The following is a 17,230-nucleotide window of genomic DNA, read 5'->3' as shown; positions in this document are numbered from 1 at the left end:
CAATACCATCAAATTAACAAGCCACAACTAAGAAATAATTCTTTTTCCCCTTCTGAACAAGAAAATATTTATCCGCAATAAGGTGTTCTTTTGTTACTATTAACTCTGCATTCTGAACCTTTTCCTTGTTAATACTAATTGCATTTCCTTTGAACAATCTTCTTAATTCTCCTTTTGATGGAAATACTTCAGCCTTAACTGCCAAAAGTTCCAAAACATCAACTCCTGCTTCGAATTCTGATTTATCAACATTAAATTGAGGAACTCCTTCAAAAACTGACAAGAAAGTATCCTCATCCAGTTTTTTTAATACATCAGCTGTTGCTTTACCAAACAAAATTTGAGAAGCTTCAACTGCCGTATTGTAATCCTCTTCAGAGTGAATCATAATGGTTACCTCTTTAGCTAAACGTTGCTGAAGTTTACGCAAGTGTGGTGCTTCATTATGCTCTTCAACCAAAGCAGCAATCTCCTCTCTTGGAATCAAAGTAAAAATCTTGATATACTTCTCTGCATCTTCATCCGAAGTATTTAACCAAAATTGGTAAAATTTATATGGAGAAGTACGTTTAGGATCTAACCAAATATTTCCTGATTCAGTTTTACCAAATTTACCTCCATCAGCTTTAGTAATCAACGGACAGGTAATGGCCCATGCCGTTCCTCCTTCTTTTCTTCTAATTAATTCGGTACCAGTAGTGATGTTTCCCCACTGATCCGATCCACCCATTTGTAATTTACAATTCTTGGAACGGTACAACTCCAAAAAGTCTGTTCCTTGAACCAACTGGTAAGTAAACTCAGTAAAAGACATTCCTACTTTTGATTCAGAACTTAATCTCTTTTTTACTGAATCTTTACTCATCATGTAATTTACAGTGATGTGCTTTCCAATATCACGAATAAAATCAAGGAATGAAAAATCTTTCATCCAATCGTAATTGTTCACCATTTCAGCCGCGTTCTCAGCATCTGAATCGAAATCCATAAACTTAGACAACTGCGCTCTTAAACACTCCTGATTGTGACGAAGAGTTTCTTCATCCAACAAGTTTCTTTCCTGAGATTTTCCCGAAGGATCACCAATCATACCTGTGGCACCACCAACCAACACTATTGGTTTATGTCCTGCCACCTGAAAGTGCTTCAACATCATTACACCAACCAAGTGACCAATGTGAAGAGAATCTGCAGTTGGGTCAATTCCCACATATGCTGATGTCAATTCTTTTTGAAGTTGTTCTTCTATTCCTGGCATCATATCGTGAATCATGCCACGCCACTGTAGTTCCTCAATAAAATTCATGTTTTCTATTTTTTTCCTTACTTGGATATATTTATCCTATTTTTTAATCGAACGACAAAGATAAGAATTTTACCGTTTCTTTTTCCCTATTAAATTGGTTCTTAAGCTAACATTGAAATCAAGCTTATAATAATTCCTGTAAAAAATAAAATATTATAGATAAAAGAAACAAACACAAACTTAAAAAAGGTCTTTACCCAAGATTGTTTGTAATAGAATTTCATGGTCAAAAACAATTGAATTGGAATTAATAAGTAAAGATATATGGCCAATGAATTCAGAAACTCCACATTCAACATCAGTAATAATTCACTAATAATAACAAGTACAAAGATGTAAGCATGAAAGTTGAGAGAAATCAACAAATGTTCCAGCATGTAGTGTTTCCTTCTGATATACAGGAGAGCCAAAGACAACGCAAAAAGAGGCAGAATCACCAATAGCGTTTGTGATAATTTTTTGAATGCATTATCCATCATCAGAGAAGGATTTAACTTCCACATTTCAATTAATTTCTTCACCTTACTGTCTTCAATCAGGCTGTTCACATTTTTCTCAGCTCCTTTCAAAGAATCTTTGGCAACATTCTTCTTGCCAACATTAATTGTTACGATCCCACTCTTTTCATCGACCTTTGCCAAGGAGTCTACTTTCAGACTATCTACATCATACTCCTCCTCCTTTACCATTTCTTCCAAGAAAGACACCATATCCAATTTCTTACCATCATCAGTTTCAATGGCTAATTCTTTGGCTGCTGCACTTTCTGGTTTGTGATTATAGGCGAGCAACAAAAAAGCAAAAAAGGTTAAAAACAGGTACAACCGAAAAGGTGGTGTATACCTGGCTCTTCTCCCTCGCATAAACTCTCGGGTCAAATAACCCGGCTTTAAAAACAGAGGCACCAAAGTATGTATTAGCCTATTATCTACAGATAGTGCATCGCCAACAGATTCGGACACAACAGTCCAAAACGGACGTTGAAAACTCTTAGTTGACTGACCGCAGTTCGAGCAAAATTTCCCATTTACAGGGAACTCACAATTGGGACAAAATCCTTCGAAATGCTGAACTCTTCTTTTAGGTAATTTCCTTATATACTTCTTAATTCTTTGCTTCATTACACTTTAACAGGTAGTTGTTTTTGGACCTCTTCTTTTATTTTTTCAGTGGTATCACCTATATCGGAGCCAAATATATCAAATAAGGTTTCGGATATTTGGACCATTGGCTGATAGAACAAACTATCTTCCTTTTTCTCCTTCGAAATGAAATCGAATTTCTGATCTAAAAAATTCACAAAATATACCAATATACTTATTATGAGAATCCCTTTTATCAATCCAAACACAACTCCCAACAATCGATTTACCATACCTAGAGCCACGGCCTCAATTAAGGAATTCAACATCTTACCCAAAACATTTAATACAATCACTATTATTAAAAATGTAGCAATAAAAGCAATAATTCCCATGTAATTTGAATGGTAATCAAATCGATTTTCAATAAATTCTGCAGTAAAATCTGAAAAATGAATGGCGCCGTAAATTCCTAAAATTAAAGCTAGTAAAGTTGCAACTTCAATAATTAGCCCTTTAGTAAATCCTTTATATATGGCATAAATTAAAGGCAAACCAATAAGGATATCAAGTATGTTCATAATGGGTTAGTTATAATTATCAATAGACGATCAAAGATAAGAAAAACCAACATAATGGCCTTAATTTAGAATGAACTAAGACAATATACCTGTTAAAATTATTTATATTTAAGACAGCAAAAACACTAAAAAATGGCATTTATCAACTCTCTTGTCAGCTGGTTAAATACCAAAAGACTTTCGCAGATAGATTTTTTTAAGGAGCATCCTATTGAAATCCAGAAAGAAACTCTTATCCATTTACTGAACCAGGCATCTGGTACAGAATGGGGACGAAAGTATGACTTTAAGTCGATGCAATCACTGCAAGACTTTAAGAATAGACTTCCTATATTAACCTACGAAGACATTGAAAAACAAATTGAACGCCTTAGAAATGGTGAACAAAACATTTTTTGGCCTTCAGAAATCAAATGGTTTGCAAAATCATCGGGTACTACCAATTCAAAAAGCAAATTTATACCTGTTAGTAAAGAAGCACTTGAAGATTGCCATTTTAGAGGAGGTAAAGATATTTTAGCCATTTATACATCGCTTTATCCTGATACTGGAATTCTTTATGGAAAAGGATTAACTCTGGGAGGCAGCCATCAAATCAATAACATGAACAATGATTCTTATTATGGAGATTTGTCTGCCATCTTGATTCAAAATTTACCTTTCTGGGCTGATTTCATTCGTACTCCTGATACGTCAATCGTATTGCTGGATGAATGGGAGGAAAAATTGCATAAAATGACTGAGGCAACACTTAACGAAAATGTCACCAGTCTTTCTGGCGTTCCGTCATGGTTCTTGGTTCTACTGAAACATATTCTAAAGGTATCAGGTAAAAATCACATCCATGAAATTTGGCCAAATTTGGAGCTTTTCGTGCATGGTGGTGTAAGTTTTACACCTTACCGTGAGCAGTTTCAAGAGATATTACCTTCATCTCAGATGAATTACCTGGAGACATACAATGCTTCGGAAGGTTTTTTTGGGATTCAGGATAATCTGGATGATGAAGCCATGTTACTAATGCTTGATTATGGAATTTATTATGAATTTATTCCACTGGAAAATGTGAATGATGAACATCCTATAGCCATAAGCCTTGAGGATGTTGAATTGCATAAAAATTATGCAATGCTTATTACAACCAATGGAGGACTTTGGAGGTATCAAATTGGCGATACCATTCATTTTACTTCAAAAACGCCATTTAAGTTTAAAATTTCAGGAAGGACAAAACTATATATCAATGCTTTTGGTGAGGAGTTAATTATTGATAATGCCGAAAAAGCAATGCAAATAGCTTGTACTAAAACCAATTCGGTGATTAAGGAATATACTGCAGCTCCGGTTTTCATGGATAAAAACCAGAAAGGAACACACCAGTGGTTGATCGAATTCGAGCAAGCGCCACAAAACATTGATGAATTTAATTACATACTGGACAATGCATTAATGAGTCTAAATTCGGATTACGAAGCTAAACGATACAAAAACATTACACTCGAAAAGCCAATTGTAAGCATTGCCAAGAAAGGATTATTTTACAACTGGTTAAAATCGAAAGGAAAACTTGGTGGTCAAAATAAAGTTCCTCGTTTATCCAATAATCGAACATTAATTGAAGAATTGCTTAAAGACAACCAATAGCATATGCAGGTTTTACTCATCTGGTTTTTATCTGTTCTTAACTTGTATCAACCTACAAAAATTAACTCTACATGTGATTTCTTCGAAATTGATCACATGGGAAATGTATATGTGGTAAATGGGTCACAATTATCAAAGTACAATTCCGAGGGAAAACTAGTTTGTAATTTTTCTGATTCTTCATCCGGAAGCATCAGTTCTATTGATGTCTCAGATCCTTTGAGAATTTTATTGTTTTATCGAGATTTCAACCAGATTATTTATCTGAACAATAAATTATCAAACATTGGCAATGAAATCAATTTATATGATTTTTCGGATAACGAAACTGAATTTGTATGCAATTCTCAAAAAGGTGGTTTTTGGATGTACAATTCAATAGAAAAGCAAGCCTTTCACATAACCAACAATGGCGAAATAGCTGCTCAATCGATTTTGTTGGGATCCTTTTTTGATGAAGCTGAAATCACTAAAATGTTTGAACACAATAGTTATTTGTATCTACTCTACGAAAACAAAGGCATTTTGCAGTTGGATCAAAATGGTCAATTTGTTCGAAAACTATTTTTTCAAGATATTCAAGACTTCCAGCTAATAGGAAACCACATTTATTATCAGAACAAAACTGGTATCCATATATATCATACTTTAAATCAATCCGATCAATTAATTCATACAAAAGAAGATTCTTCTAAGGCAATAATCAGATGCAATAAGGATAGAATTTTCATTTCTAATGAAAATTCTATATCAATTAAAATCATAAGTTTCTGATTAAAAACCAAGTACATTTATTCTAATTAATAAGGAATTGATATCCAAAAAAATATTACTAATTTTAGTTGCATTTTTCCACTAATAATTAAACATAAACATGCACATTGCTGTAGCGGGAAACATTGGTGCCGGAAAAACAACTCTGGCTGGATTATTAGCAAAACATTACGGCTGGGAAGCTCATTTCGAAGATGTGGACGACAATCCATATTTAAATGACTTTTACGATAATATGAATCGTTGGTCGTTCGCCTTGCAAATCCATTTTTTAAATAGCAGATTCAATCAGGTTTTAGCTTTACGCGAATCTGGGAAAGATATCATACAGGATAGAACAATATATGAGGATGCATACATATTTGCTCCAAACCTTGAATCAATGAATTTGATGCCTAAAAGAGATTTTGACAATTACTTGTCTCTCTTCAATATTATGAGTTCTTTAATTCAACCACCTGATTTATTGATCTATCTAAGAGCTTCTATTTCTACACTAGTAGAACACATTCAGGCCAGAGGTCGTGATTATGAAGAAACCATTCGATTGGATTACTTAAAGAGATTGAATGAAAGATATGAAGCCTGGATCAATGGTTATAAAAACGGGAAACTTTTAATCATTGATGTTGATGATATTGACTTTCTAAATAACCCCAAAGATTTGAGCTCTGTAATCACTAAAATAGATGCTCAACTTCATGGACTTTTTTAATTGTAACAGATAATTATAATACAATGCATATAGCCGTAGCTGGTAACATCGGATCAGGAAAAACTACTTTAACAGAATTATTAGCTAAACATTACAAATGGGAAGCTCATTATGAAGATGTGGATGAAAATCCTTACCTGAATGATTTTTACGATGACATGCAACGTTGGTCATTCAATTTGCAGATCTATTTCCTAAAAAGCCGCTTTAACCAGATTATGGAAATCCGTAATTCGGGAAAAAATGTGGTACAGGATCGTACCATTTTCGAAGACGCCAAGATATTTGCTCCGAACCTATTCGATATGGGTTTAATGTCAGAACGCGATTTTAAAAACTATTGTAACCTGTTTCAACTAATGAGTTCAATGGTACAGGCTCCCGATTTATTAATATACTTGCGTTCTTCGGTGCCTACACTGGTTAATCAAATTCAAAAAAGAGGTCGCGATTACGAAGAAACTATCCGCTTGGATTATTTGAAGAACTTAAATAACAGATATGAAAACTGGATTTCAAACTACAAAAATGGAAATTTATTGATTGTTGATGCTGACAACATCGATTTCCTTGAAAATCCAGCTGATTTAAATAGTATTGTGGATAAAGTTGAAGCGAAGATCCACGGATTGTTTTAAAACCTGTAAAAGAAACCTATTGATAATTCGGGGAGCGAGATTTTATCAAATCCCAAATAATATTGATAATCCTCCCCATATTCATCTTTTGATGTAACTGAATCAGGAAAGTTAGGAATAAAAGCATACCTCAGGTTCATATCAAAGCTCCATGTATCAGATATGTGATATAAAAAGCCAATGTTTGGAGCCAAACCAACTTTATTTTCAGTAATAGTTCGCTTATCGTTACTTGACCCTAAGGAAGAAGCTGTATAATCTATTTCATTTCGATAATAGAAGTATCCAAAAGCAAGTGAAGCATAAGGCCTAAAATCTCTGTCCCAAGCATCAAAATAATATGATGCTCGTAGCAATGCTGAACCAATATTATAGCTTACATCATAGCTCCCCAAATGGCTTCCATCCCAGAATTTATCTTGTCCTAGCAGACTTAAAGACAATTCTGCACCAACACTTAATTTCTTGTTCAGCATTTTTCTCCCAGCCAAACGAAAGTTTGGACCTCCATTTGCCTGATCTCCAAAATCACCTAGGGGCAATTGATAACCCATTGATCCACCAATAAAATAGTTTTGATCTTTGTAGTACTGAGAATAAGATTCAAAAGAAAAAATCAGAACTAAAAACAAGAATAAATATCGCTTGATCATCTTCACTTTATTAATTTGATGGAACTAAATTATAAAAAAACCGGAAACTCAAATTAGCCTCCGGTTTCAATATTTTATTGTGTGTTCTATTCGATCACTTTTAGTTCTTTACCAATCTTGATAAATGCTTCCAAAGCTTTATCCAAGTGCTCTTTTTCGTGTGCAGCCGAAAGCTGAATACGAATACGAGCTTGTCCTTTTGGTACAACTGGATAATAGAATCCGATTACATAAATTCCTTCATCCAACAATTTAGCAGCAAATTGCTGAGAAAGTACTGCATCGTATAACATCAAAGCGTTAATTGCAGAATCGGATGGCTTCACATCGAAACCAGCCTTTAATAATCCTTCGCGGAAATATTGAGCATTCCAGATTACTTTATCTCTCAACTCAGTTGATTCGCTCAACATATCGAATACTGCGATAGAAGCACCAACAATTACCGGAGACAATGAGTTTGAGAACAAATAAGGACGTGAACGTTGACGCAACATATCGATAATTTCAGCCTTACCAGTAGTAAATCCACCTAATGCTCCACCTAATGCTTTTCCTAATGTAGAAGTAATGATATCTACACGATCCATACATTTGTGGTATTCATGAGTTCCACGACCAGTATCACCAATAAAACCTGAAGCATGGCTATCGTCAACCATTACCAATGCATTGTATTTATCTGCTAAATCGCAGATTTCGTTCAATTTCGCAATATCACCGTCCATTGAGAACACTCCATCTGTTACGATGATACGATAACGCTGAGCTTGAGAAACTTTTAATTGTTCTTCCAAGTCGGCCATATCAGCATGCTTGTAACGGTAACGAGCCGCTTTACACAAACGAACTCCATCAATAATAGAAGCGTGATTTAACTCATCTGAAATAATTGCATCATCCTTTGAAAACAATGGCTCAAAAACACCACCATTAGCATCAAAAGCAGCTGCATATAAAATGGTATCTTCCATACCGAAGAATTTAGCAATCTTTTGCTCTAATTCTTTGTGAATATCTGTAGTTCCACAGATAAAACGAACCGAAGACATTCCATAACCATGAGAATCTAAAGCTTTTTTAGCTCCTTCCATTACACGTGGATGTGATGATAATCCAAGGTAATTATTCGCACAGAAATTTAATACTGTCTCTCCAGTGTTCACCTTAATTTCTGCTCCTTGAGGAGTTGTAATGATTCTCTCGTTTTTGTACAAACCTGCATCTTTAATGCCTTGTATCTCTTCTGCAAGATAGTCTTTGAATTTTCCGTACATGTATGTGTTGTTTTAGATATTTGAATTATCGTTTGAAAATTACTATTCAAAATTACAATAAAATTCGTCTCTGAAAGCAGGGAAATTCTGTTTTTTATATGCCTTTTTCAACATACGGAAGTAATCTTTACTGTATTTCTTAAATTTTTACTACAATCTTACTTTTCCACCATACACTCCCCATCAATATTGATAAACAATTAGATAGGAACAAATCCTGTTTATTCCATAGAATGCAGGGAGAAAAAAAATGAATCTTTTTTGAAAAAATATTGAAATAGCTGTTGCATTATTGAGGAAAACCTGTTAGTTTTGCATCGCAATTTTCCTCAAGAAACACAGTTCAAACGTGAGGTGTAGAGGAAAATTAGGAGTTATACTCCTCCTTAGCTCAGCTGGTTAGAGCACCTGACTGTTAATCAGGGGGTCCTAGGTTCAAGTCCTAGAGGGGGAGCAAAAAACTTTTCTTAATGGGTTTAAAAATAAATTAGGAGTTATACACTCCTCCTTAGCTCAGCTGGTTAGAGCACCTGACTGTTAATCAGGGGGTCCTAGGTTCAAGTCCTAGAGGGGGAGCAAAAAACCTTTCTTAATGGGTTTAAAAATAAATTAGGAGTTATACACTCCTCCTTAGCTCAGCTGGTTAGAGCACCTGACTGTTAATCAGGGGGTCCTAGGTTCAAGTCCTAGAGGGGGAGCAAAAAGAAAGCCGTCCAATTTGGGTGGCTTTTTTCGTATCCCTCCTTTCCAATTCAAAAAATCTTCTATTTTTGTTGGGTTCAAAAATTTGACCCGTGAAAAATAAGCTACTAATACTTCTAACTCTTTTGGTCATCACAATCCAATCAAAAGGTTTTAATCCTGTTCCACAAGATTCTATTCCCTATTTTAAAAATTCAAGAAACATCCTTAACCCAGGCTTAGGCAAAGAAGTTTTTAGTAGCAAGAACCTAATTATTTTTGGAAGTTTACTTGGTGGTGCTTTCTTGATGGACGAATGGGCCAACGACAGAATTAAAGACAATCAATCTTCTTTTGGAGGCAAATACACAGATTTCTTTAATGAATTTGGTGAAAAAAAGATCATTGCACCTTCGATAGTGGCTACATGGGCAATTGGTACAATTATAAAAGACGAAAGACTTTCCAATACAGCACTAAACTCTGCGAAAGCTTTGGTTACCGGAGCAATATTAACTGAAGGAATTAAAATTATTGCGGGTCGTTCTCGTCCTGATCAGATGTATGGCAGTATGCATTTTGATGCTTTTGGGGGAAACGATAACAATAACAAATCTTTTCCGTCCGGGCATTCATTTGTTGCATGGTCTGTGTTTACTCCTTTTGCCGAAGAATACAGCAAATGGATCTATGTAATTCCAGCATCGGTAAGCTTATCCAGAATGTACAGAAACAGACACTGGTTCTCAGATGTTGTTTTAGGCGGAGGAATTGGCTATTTTGCAGGCCTTTATTTTCACAAACGTAAAAATCAGAGAGTATTGTTTAGTGGAAATGGAATTGTAATCAAATTTTAAACAACAACCGAAACAACCTACACAACCAAAAACTTCTTAGTTATGAGTATCACTAAAGTATTTAAAAAATTTCCCAGAACCTTTTGGGTAGCCAACACCATTGAACTTTTCGAACGATGGGCATGGTATGGCTTTTTCATGTTATTTGCCAACTACCTGACAGGATCAACAGATATTGGAGCTCTGGGATTATCGCAAGCACAAAAAGGAATAATTATGGGAGTTGGTACAGGTATTTTATATTTCCTTCCTGTAATTACCGGTGCAATTGCTGACAAATATGGCTACAAGCGTGTTTTAGGGATTTCATTTGTTGTATATAGTACAGCCTTTATTGCCTTGCCTCTATTTAATACTTTTGCCGGAGTTTTTGCCATGTATCTATATTTGGCATTAGGTGCAGCTTTATTTAAGCCTATTATATCAGCTACGGTAGCAAAAACAACTGATGAAGAAACCTCATCAATTGGCTTTGGAATCTTTTACATGATGGTTAACATTGGTGCCTTTATTGGACCATTGGTAACACTTGCTTATAAAGACAGTGGATACACTACAGTATTTTATATTTCAGCTGGTGTAATCTTAATCAACTTCATCCTGATTCTGTTCTACAAGGAACCTGAAAGAGAAGTGAAACAAGAATCATTAGGAGAAGCAATTGGCAATGTATTTAAGAATATTGCAACAGCAATTAGCGATATTAAATTCGTGATTTTCCTTCTTCTTGTCGCAGCATTCTGGAGCATGTACTATCAATTGTTCTTTACCTTACCGGTATTTATTACACAATGGGTTGATACCTCATCAATTTACAACTTCTTTGAAGGTTTTATGCCAGCAGTAACTGAAACTTATGGTCAAGGTGGACAAATGGACTCAGAGTTTATCGTAAACTTCGATGCCATGTTCATCATCATCTTCCAAATTATCATTTCATCCATTGTTATGAAGCTAAAACCATTGAAGGCTATGATGGGTGGAATTTTAGTTTGTACCATTGGTATGGCATTAACTCTTTACACTCAAAATGTATTGTTTGTAATTACAGCGATCTTTATTTTCTCGATTGGTGAAATGGCCAGTTCTCCAAAAATTACGGAATACATTGGTAGAATTGCGCCAAAAGATAAAGTTGGATTATACATGGGATGTTCATTCTTACCTGTATTTGCAGGTAGTACTCTTGGTGGTGTAATCTCAGGTAATGTATATGGTAGCATGTCAGATAAGGTAAATCTATTGGTTAAAGAAGTTGAAAAAAGAGGTTTGGATATCCCAGCTATTTCTAAAGATTTTTCGGCTACAGAATATTTTAATAGAGCTGGCGAATTAATGGGCATGAACCAAAGTGAATTGACTCAATTTCTTTGGAATACCTACAATCCAGGTAACATCTGGTATGTGATTTTAGCAATTGGTTTATTTGCAGTAGTTGCACTTTATTTCTACGATAAATTACTATTAAATAAAAAGTCTTAAGAATTACCATCGCAAAATGGTTAACAATTCTTGATCCCGCCTCGGCGGGATTTTTTTATGTCTTTTTCATCAAAATATTATTGAAAAATAAGGTCATCTAGCAGATATTTCATAATTTGGCCTCAATATTCCGTGCAACTGTAGTCACTTTTCTGTGATTTGTTCGTAGTATATACAACCACAACCATTTTATGCTATCAACCAAGGTATTAATAACGTACTAAGGATTTGTATATGATTAGAATTCTACGCACAAAACTCTATATACTAATTTTTCTTTTAGCTAATGTATTTTCTACATTGGCACAAACTTCTGTTGAGCAATATTACCAAAATGCTGAAGGTAAATCAGGAGAAGAATTAAAAACCACTCTTCACAATATTATTAAATCACAAAAAGTACTTGGATACAGCAGTGGCAATCCAAACGTTTGGGATGCATTAAAACAAACAGATGAAGACCCAAACAATCCGGACAATCTAATTCTAATATATACAGGTAGAAGTGAAAAAAAATCGCGACAAGATGATGGGCAAAGTAACGATCCAGATTCTTGGAACCGAGAACACATTTGGGCAAAATCCTATGGCTTAGGCAATCCATATAATGATACTGGAGCTGCCACCGATATACATGCTTTACGCCCTGCAGACAGAAGTGTAAATACCGATCGATTGAACAAGTTTTTTGACAATGGAGGAACGCAGAACTCAGAAGCAACAGGCTGTTATTCCGATGGAGATTCATGGGAACCAAGGGATGAAGTGAAAGGTGATGTTGCCCGAATGATTTTCTACATGACAGTACGTTATGAAGGAACCAATGGAGAACCTGATTGTGAGATGACCAATGACATGAGCCTTTTCAATTCAGGTCAAACTGTTCATGGTCGAAAGTCAACCTTATTGGAATGGCACAAACAAGATCCCGTAAGTGAATGGGAACGTAATCGCAATGAAAAAATCTACGAAATTCAGGGGAATAGAAATCCGTTTATAGACCATCCGGAATATGTCAATTATATTTGGTTAAATGAAAGCCCCGACCAATTCAATATTACTTCAAGTATTCCTGTAAACAACACATCTAATGTGGAGGTGAATGCTGAATTAATAATCAATTTCACTCAGGAGGTATTGCCAGGGGAAGGAAATTTAATCATTCACAACAAGGATGATAATAGCATTTTCGAAACCATTAAAATGAGTAATACTTCATTGGTTACTTTCGATGGCAAAACTGTTAAAATACTTCCTTACAATAATTTTAAGTCTGGAAATAGTTACTATATCAAAATAGAAAGCAATGCCATTAAAAGTAACTATGGAGAATATTTTAAAGGAATAGACAACAATTACAGCTGGGCCTTTTCAACTGGTAATATGGTACTGGACCCTCTTGAAATTACAGCCAGAGTTCCTCTAAATGAAGCTGAAAATGTGAACACTGATATTAAAATCAGCATGGACTTTAATCGTTCTGTAAGTGCCGGAAATAATAGCGATGGATTCAAAATTTACAATTCTGAGAACGAACTGATACAATATTTGGGAGCTGCCAATTCAAGCATTGAATATGATGACAATGTAATTACAATTAGTTTAAGCAACGAATTGGAAGAAGGTGAAAGCTATTACATTTTAATTGATGAAAAGGCTGTGAAGGATGACAATGGCAATTATTTTATTGGAATTTCGGATAAAACGGAATGGGCTTTTACAACAGATAGATCCACAAGTATAGATGATCATTTTGCCAATGATGCCAACCCAGCTTTCTATCCCAACCCTAGCAGCGGAACCATTTACCTGACAAATCAACAAAATGTAGAAAAAGTTAGGATTATAAACCTAACGGGGAAACCAATTCTGGAAGAAAGCGGACAAACCTCCTTAAGTTTATCCAGCTTGCCAAAAGGCATATACATCCTAACATTTGCCATGAAGGATGGAACAAGAATCTCGAAAAAACTAATCAAGAAATAAGAAAAGCGGTTGAATCATCAACCGCTTTTTCTATGTGGTAACTCACAATTATTAATTGTTTTTTACTCTTTCCAGGCAGCATCCTTTTTGTCGCCAAATACATACTTCACCAATTCAGGATGGTCGATGAATGGGTTACGATTCTTCTGGAAATCGTAGATTATATTGTTTCTTCTGATTTCATAAGGGTCAACTGGATCCAACTCATTCCACTTCAACAAATCATCCAATTTACCCATACGAGCTTGTTCATCAATAACTCCTGAGTTATCCACTTTAAAGTCATAACGAACTGCCATGTAGAAAATCATACGGGCAACATCACCTTTAGCACTTAATGGTGGCTCATAGAAATCCGTATTATATGTTCTTGCTCCACTAACATCAGCAAAGTTTTTATTGCCTCTGGTACTGTTTTCTTTACTGTAGGATGCTCTTAAATGGTGACCATCGGTACCTGCACCTGGAGACGTTCCAAAATCACCATGCGATTTGGCCCAAACATGTTCTCTGTTCCATTCGTCGCTTACGCCAGCGCTATGATCATTTTTAGCTCTTCCTGTTTCGGTATAAATCTGCCATACTTGTCTTTCATCAGCGGGATTCTGGTCACCCGCTTCACACATGTCCCAAACATCGTATGATGAACTACTGGTATATTCCAATTTAATGGCGCCGGTAGAGATAATTTCTTGCAATTCCTCTCTTAAAGCATTGCCCTTAAGAGTAGATGCAGAGGTATAATAGTTCTTTGGAATTCGCACAGACATCATATGTTGTCCTTTTTCCACTGTTTTCACATACTCCTTTGGAGTATAATTCACAATAATCTTACCTTCCGAATCTACATTAGGAGTCAGATAGTTCTCTCTATCCGGATTCTTATCATTATCAGGCTGATCTGGTTGTTCAATATCTGTATCTGGAGCTGAATCATCACTACTCCCTGAGTCACAAGAGAACAGGAAGAAGTTGAACATTAACAGTAGCAATAAAATCTTTTTCATCGTTCTAACACTTTATTAAAAAATAGGGCATTGCTAAAGAACAATGCCCTAATATTATTTTAGAAACCTATTTATTCAATTGTAATATCATCAACTAATAAATCATAAGCTACTTCTTTACCTACTTTTAAAGCAAATAGGCTTTTACCAGCTTCTGAAGCAATATCAATTCCTGTAATATTTAAGGTTACTTTAACCCATTCTCCACTTGTATCGATTGTTCCTGTATACTGGTTCGATGTTGAAGGCTCAATAGTTGCTTCCGCTGAATAATCTCCCAAGTTAAATTTATCGTAAGTAGTTGCATCTCCTTTATATAAGTTCAATGATAATGACTTACCTGAAGTACCTTTAATGTAGAATACAATTTTAGTTTTTCCTGTAGCATCAAATCCTTCTGGCACAGTTGCAGTAAATACATAATCATTACCAGTAGGGGTAGTCTTAATCTGCATGGCTTTACCACCATTTCTTCCTTCAGTACTTTGTACTGCATATGATTTTAGCCCATAGCTATTTAAAGCTCCAGTAAAAGTATCCCAATTTTCAAAGTCAGAACCTGGAAAAAGGCTTACTGCATTGGTATCTCCACCAGTGTCACCACCGCCAGTATCACCACCATCAGCAGTATAATTGAATTTCACATTATCAATCTGCCAGGTTCCTGTATTAGTAGTGCTTCCTGTATATTTAAAGGCAATATGAACTGTTCCTGAATATGATGAAAGATCAATATCTCCCGAGTGAGTATATCCACTGTTGTAACCAGAAGCATTTTTAGGAGCCAAGGTTACAGTTAATGGCTGCCAGTTTGCAGTAGCTAAATCCTTATTGAAATCAGTTGCAATGAATACTTCTAAGGTCTCATCCTTAGAATAACCTGCATTTGATTCAAAACTGAAATTCTTGTTGCTAGCCGCACTAAGATCAAGACCTGGAGTCACAACCCAAGCCTCCATTGATGCTAGTTCAGACTTATAAGCAGATGCTTGAATGTACTTGTTATTGTTGTACTCTTTTCCAATCCAGTTTCTATCACCAGCAGTTGTTCCTACAAACCAACCTTCCATTGCTACATCGCTATCTGCAGTAACATTATCAAAAGTCTCGTTTAATTCTGTTACAGTAACATCAGCAGGAGGAGTTGCTGCAACATTAAATGTTACGTTATCAATCTGGAAAGTACCACCTGTTGTACCAACTTCTGCTTCGTACTTGAATGCAATGTATACTACACCATTATATCCCGAAAGATCAATATCTCCTGATTTTATCCAATCAGAGTACTTGTCAGCCGTTCCGCTTGCAATATTTGCTGATAATTCTGTCCAGCTAGCAGAATTGACATCTGTTGCCAAATCTGTTGAAATCAATACTTTTAAAGTTGCACCAGTATTGTATCCATTCTTGGTTTCGAAATTGAAAATCTTATTCTCAGCATTGGTAACATCCAAACCTGGAGTAATCAACCAACAAACATTTTTCGCATCTTCTGAATTGTATTCCGAAGCCTGTGCATATTTGGTACCGTTATACTCTTTTCCTTGCCATTTGCGAGTTCCTTCAGTATATACATTATTCCATCCTTCAAATGCAATATCTTCGTAATTTACAATCGCGTCAAAAGTTTCATTTAAGCTGTTAACTGCAGTTCCTAAAGTAACTTCTCCAGCAGATCCACCACCAGTAGATCCGTCGAAACGCTCACCAGTCATGTCAACATCTTCCAAAGAACGAATCATCATCTGCTTGTCATTACCAAACTTGCTTAAAATACCAACAATTGTACCTGAACCTTGAGGTAATGCTACATCCCAGAATTTACTATATCCACTATTACGAACAATTAATTTGTTTCCTTTTGGGCCTTCGATTGTACGATTCATACTTTTGCTATCTTCAGCATAAGTCAAAATTCCATCAGCATCTTTAAACTGAGCAGAAGTAATCTTTACCAAGGTGCTTACCAATGAATTGTACATGTCATTATCTTTAAGCTCCTCAAGAGAAACCTCTTTTGGCTGAAGTTCAATTGGATTCCCATTTAGGAAAATATGCTCATTTATTAAAGCTGATTCAATACCTGCAAGGTTAGTATAGTCACCATCCTGGTAAGTACTACCTCCTAATTGAATTAGACCGTTGTAATCACCCAAAACTAAACCTTTCACTTTAATGAATACCTGTTGACCAGGCTTCATCATAGCCGAAAGACCTTTTTCGTTAATCTTAACTTCAATACCACCAGTAGCACCTTCACGGCTATCCTGAACGATAATTTGCTTGTAGAAATTTCCATCAGTATCGTCGGACACAACGTATCCTTCAATTACTAAATCCTCCTCGATAGTTTCAAACTGACCTGCTGTATGTTTTGCTTTTAAATCAGCAATTGACGTATTTGAATCACCTTCATATTTAGGCACGATAATTTCTGGTTGGTCAAAATCATTGTCAACACAAGCTACAAAGCTGGTTGCCAGACCTGCTGTAATTAATGCAGCGTAGAAAAACTTTTTAATGCTCTTCATTATATCTTAGTTTTTA

14 protein-coding genes and 3 tRNA genes are annotated in these 17,230 nt (G+C 35.5%); 10 read left to right on the top strand and 7 right to left on the bottom strand.

Annotated features, from left to right (window positions below):
- Positions 1–13: 13 nt before the first annotated feature.
- The 3 genes from tyrS to ACKPCA_RS16450 form a co-directional block, all read right to left on the bottom strand.
- Positions 14–1,306, bottom strand: coding sequence for a tyrosine--tRNA ligase (gene tyrS / locus ACKPCA_RS16460; protein ID WP_321280063.1), 1,293 nt, complete (start codon positions 1,304–1,306; stop codon positions 14–16).
- A gap of 101 nt (positions 1,307–1,407) precedes the next feature.
- Entirely contained in the window at positions 1,408–2,427 is a 1,020-nt protein-coding gene (locus ACKPCA_RS16455; protein WP_321280062.1) for a DUF3667 domain-containing protein, read from the bottom strand.
- Positions 2,427–2,969: a CvpA family protein gene (locus ACKPCA_RS16450; RefSeq protein ID WP_054715606.1), complete on the bottom strand. Its 543-nt coding sequence runs from the start codon at positions 2,967–2,969 to the stop codon at positions 2,427–2,429. Before ACKPCA_RS16450 ends, ACKPCA_RS16455 begins: the two co-directional genes overlap by 1 nt.
- A 132-nt stretch (positions 2,970–3,101) precedes the next feature.
- Between ACKPCA_RS16450 and ACKPCA_RS16445 the strand changes: the two genes are divergently transcribed.
- The 4 genes from ACKPCA_RS16445 (at position 3,102) to ACKPCA_RS16430 (ending at position 6,740) form a co-directional block, all read left to right on the top strand.
- Positions 3,102–4,613 carry a GH3 auxin-responsive promoter family protein gene (locus ACKPCA_RS16445; protein WP_321280061.1) on the top strand — a complete coding sequence of 504 codons (1,512 nt, stop codon included), beginning with the start codon at positions 3,102–3,104 and terminating at the stop codon, positions 4,611–4,613.
- A 3-nt stretch (positions 4,614–4,616) separates the two neighbouring features.
- A complete protein-coding gene (locus tag ACKPCA_RS16440) occupies positions 4,617–5,387 on the top strand; it encodes a hypothetical protein (protein WP_321280060.1) in 771 nt (256 codons plus the stop codon).
- Between the two features lie 100 nt (positions 5,388–5,487).
- Positions 5,488–6,102, top strand: coding sequence for a deoxynucleoside kinase (locus ACKPCA_RS16435; protein WP_054715597.1), 615 nt, complete (start codon positions 5,488–5,490; stop codon positions 6,100–6,102).
- Positions 6,103–6,125: 23 nt separating this feature from the next.
- Positions 6,126–6,740 carry a deoxynucleoside kinase gene (locus tag ACKPCA_RS16430; RefSeq protein ID WP_054715594.1) on the top strand — a complete coding sequence of 205 codons (615 nt, stop codon included), beginning with the start codon at positions 6,126–6,128 and terminating at the stop codon, positions 6,738–6,740.
- Here the strand turns inward: ACKPCA_RS16430 and ACKPCA_RS16425 are convergent.
- Positions 6,737–7,393 carry an outer membrane beta-barrel protein gene (locus ACKPCA_RS16425; RefSeq protein ID WP_321280059.1) on the bottom strand — a complete coding sequence of 219 codons (657 nt, stop codon included), beginning with the start codon at positions 7,391–7,393 and terminating at the stop codon, positions 6,737–6,739. The genes ACKPCA_RS16430 and ACKPCA_RS16425 overlap by 4 nt on opposite strands.
- A gap of 86 nt (positions 7,394–7,479) precedes the next feature.
- The gene (kbl, locus tag ACKPCA_RS16420) at positions 7,480–8,670 is read right to left on the bottom strand and encodes a glycine C-acetyltransferase (RefSeq protein WP_054715589.1); all 1,191 of its coding nucleotides are present in this window, start codon (positions 8,668–8,670) and stop codon (positions 7,480–7,482) included.
- Positions 8,671–9,050: 380 nt separating this feature from the next.
- On the opposite strand from kbl, the gene ACKPCA_RS16415 reads away from it, so the two are divergent.
- The 6 genes from ACKPCA_RS16415 (at position 9,051) to ACKPCA_RS16390 (ending at position 13,676) form a co-directional block, all read left to right on the top strand.
- Positions 9,051–9,124: transfer RNA gene (locus ACKPCA_RS16415), tRNA-Asn, on the top strand.
- A 48-nt stretch (positions 9,125–9,172) separates the two neighbouring features.
- Positions 9,173–9,246, top strand: a tRNA-Asn gene (locus ACKPCA_RS16410).
- A gap of 48 nt (positions 9,247–9,294) precedes the next feature.
- A tRNA-Asn gene (locus ACKPCA_RS16405) sits at positions 9,295–9,368 on the top strand.
- 96 nt (positions 9,369–9,464) lie between these two features.
- Positions 9,465–10,208 carry a phosphatase PAP2 family protein gene (locus tag ACKPCA_RS16400; protein WP_321280058.1) on the top strand — a complete coding sequence of 248 codons (744 nt, stop codon included), beginning with the start codon at positions 9,465–9,467 and terminating at the stop codon, positions 10,206–10,208.
- A gap of 42 nt (positions 10,209–10,250) precedes the next feature.
- Positions 10,251–11,690 carry an MFS transporter gene (locus ACKPCA_RS16395; RefSeq protein WP_321280057.1) on the top strand — a complete coding sequence of 480 codons (1,440 nt, stop codon included), beginning with the start codon at positions 10,251–10,253 and terminating at the stop codon, positions 11,688–11,690.
- A 234-nt stretch (positions 11,691–11,924) separates the two neighbouring features.
- Positions 11,925–13,676 carry an endonuclease gene (locus ACKPCA_RS16390; protein ID WP_321280056.1) on the top strand — a complete coding sequence of 584 codons (1,752 nt, stop codon included), beginning with the start codon at positions 11,925–11,927 and terminating at the stop codon, positions 13,674–13,676.
- A 62-nt stretch (positions 13,677–13,738) separates the two neighbouring features.
- On the opposite strand, the gene ACKPCA_RS16385 is transcribed toward ACKPCA_RS16390, so the two are convergent.
- Positions 13,739–14,683: an endonuclease I family protein gene (locus tag ACKPCA_RS16385; protein WP_321280055.1), complete on the bottom strand. Its 945-nt coding sequence runs from the start codon at positions 14,681–14,683 to the stop codon at positions 13,739–13,741.
- Between the two features lie 71 nt (positions 14,684–14,754).
- Entirely contained in the window at positions 14,755–17,214 is a 2,460-nt protein-coding gene (locus ACKPCA_RS16380; protein ID WP_321280054.1) for a DUF5689 domain-containing protein, read from the bottom strand.
- Positions 17,215–17,230: the final 16 nt, after the last annotated feature.

Source organism: Marinifilum fragile (genome assembly GCF_963677365.1).
In the GTDB taxonomy this organism is placed as follows: domain Bacteria; phylum Bacteroidota; class Bacteroidia; order Bacteroidales; family Marinifilaceae; genus Marinifilum; species Marinifilum fragile.
The sequence above is the reverse complement of the archived record's forward strand: the minus strand, read 5'-3'. Positions and strand labels throughout refer to the sequence as shown.

Coding starts and splice junctions, on each gene's coding strand:
- tyrS (WP_321280063.1), bottom strand. CDS start 1,306: ATGAATTTTATTGAGGAACTACAGTGGCGTGGCATGATTCACGATATG.
- ACKPCA_RS16455 (WP_321280062.1), bottom strand. CDS start 2,427: ATGAAGCAAAGAATTAAGAAGTATATAAGGAAATTACCTAAAAGAAGA.
- ACKPCA_RS16450 (WP_054715606.1), bottom strand. CDS start 2,969: ATGAACATACTTGATATCCTTATTGGTTTGCCTTTAATTTATGCCATA.
- ACKPCA_RS16445 (WP_321280061.1), top strand. CDS start 3,102: ATGGCATTTATCAACTCTCTTGTCAGCTGGTTAAATACCAAAAGACTT.
- ACKPCA_RS16440 (WP_321280060.1), top strand. CDS start 4,617: ATGCAGGTTTTACTCATCTGGTTTTTATCTGTTCTTAACTTGTATCAA.
- ACKPCA_RS16435 (WP_054715597.1), top strand. CDS start 5,488: ATGCACATTGCTGTAGCGGGAAACATTGGTGCCGGAAAAACAACTCTG.
- ACKPCA_RS16430 (WP_054715594.1), top strand. CDS start 6,126: ATGCATATAGCCGTAGCTGGTAACATCGGATCAGGAAAAACTACTTTA.
- ACKPCA_RS16425 (WP_321280059.1), bottom strand. CDS start 7,393: ATGATCAAGCGATATTTATTCTTGTTTTTAGTTCTGATTTTTTCTTTT.
- kbl (WP_054715589.1), bottom strand. CDS start 8,670: ATGTACGGAAAATTCAAAGACTATCTTGCAGAAGAGATACAAGGCATT.
- ACKPCA_RS16395 (WP_321280057.1), top strand. CDS start 10,251: ATGAGTATCACTAAAGTATTTAAAAAATTTCCCAGAACCTTTTGGGTA.
- ACKPCA_RS16390 (WP_321280056.1), top strand. CDS start 11,925: ATGATTAGAATTCTACGCACAAAACTCTATATACTAATTTTTCTTTTA.
- ACKPCA_RS16385 (WP_321280055.1), bottom strand. CDS start 14,683: ATGAAAAAGATTTTATTGCTACTGTTAATGTTCAACTTCTTCCTGTTC.
- ACKPCA_RS16380 (WP_321280054.1), bottom strand. CDS start 17,214: ATGAAGAGCATTAAAAAGTTTTTCTACGCTGCATTAATTACAGCAGGT.